Here is a 739-nt window from a genome sequence, read left to right as displayed (position 1 = left end):
ATTCTTTTTACTGTTGGGGTTCTATGTCAGTTGTACTATTTTCTACAATATATTTTAATTTATTTGGCATAGAAAATTGGAAATACTTATCTATCATCTGGGCAATAGTGCCTTTAGTAAATATATTTTTGTTTGCCAATGTACCTATAAATGTATTARTTACTCATGAAGAAAATAAAAACGCTGATAATACAGTCTCTATAAGAAAATTATTATCTGTAAAAATAGTGTTAGTTTTTGTTTTGCTTATGATATGTGCGGGCTCTAGTGAACAAACTATTGCACAGTGGGTATCATTATTTGCTGAACTTGGTCTTAATGTAAATAAAAGTTTTGGGGATATATTTGGTACAAGCATGTTTGCTTTTTGTATGGGAATAGTTAGGCTTATTTACGGATTTAAATCTGAAAAGATAGATATAAAAAAGGCTCTTATTGTATCTTCTATATTTTGTTTTATTGGCTATATTATAATAGTATTTAGTCCTTATGCTTTAATATCATTAATAGGCTCTGCTTTAGTTGGTCTTTCTGTTGCTATAATGTGGCCTTCTGTGTTTAGCTTGGCATCAAAAACTTATAGTAAAGGCGGCACTGCTATGTTTGCTTTGCTTGCTTTGGCTGGAGATATTGGCTGTGCTATTGGGCCTGGAATTGTAGGGCTTGTCTCTAATAATAAAAAAATAATCAATATATTTAATAACATCATTTCAAACAATGAACATCATTTCAAACAATG

1 protein-coding gene is annotated in these 739 nt (G+C 30.1%); it reads left to right on the top strand.

All coding sequences use genetic code 11. From position 1 onward, the window contains the following. Positions 1-23 precede the first annotated feature (23 nt). Positions 24-739 (top strand): sugar MFS transporter (locus GQX97_RS13110; protein ID WP_232473396.1); only part of this gene is annotated, 716 nt, incomplete at its 3' end.

It is taken from the genome of Brachyspira sp. SAP_772, from assembly GCF_009755885.1.
Taxonomy (GTDB): Bacteria; Spirochaetota; Brachyspiria; order Brachyspirales; family Brachyspiraceae; genus Brachyspira.
This window is presented reverse-complemented; position numbering and strand designations above follow the sequence as displayed.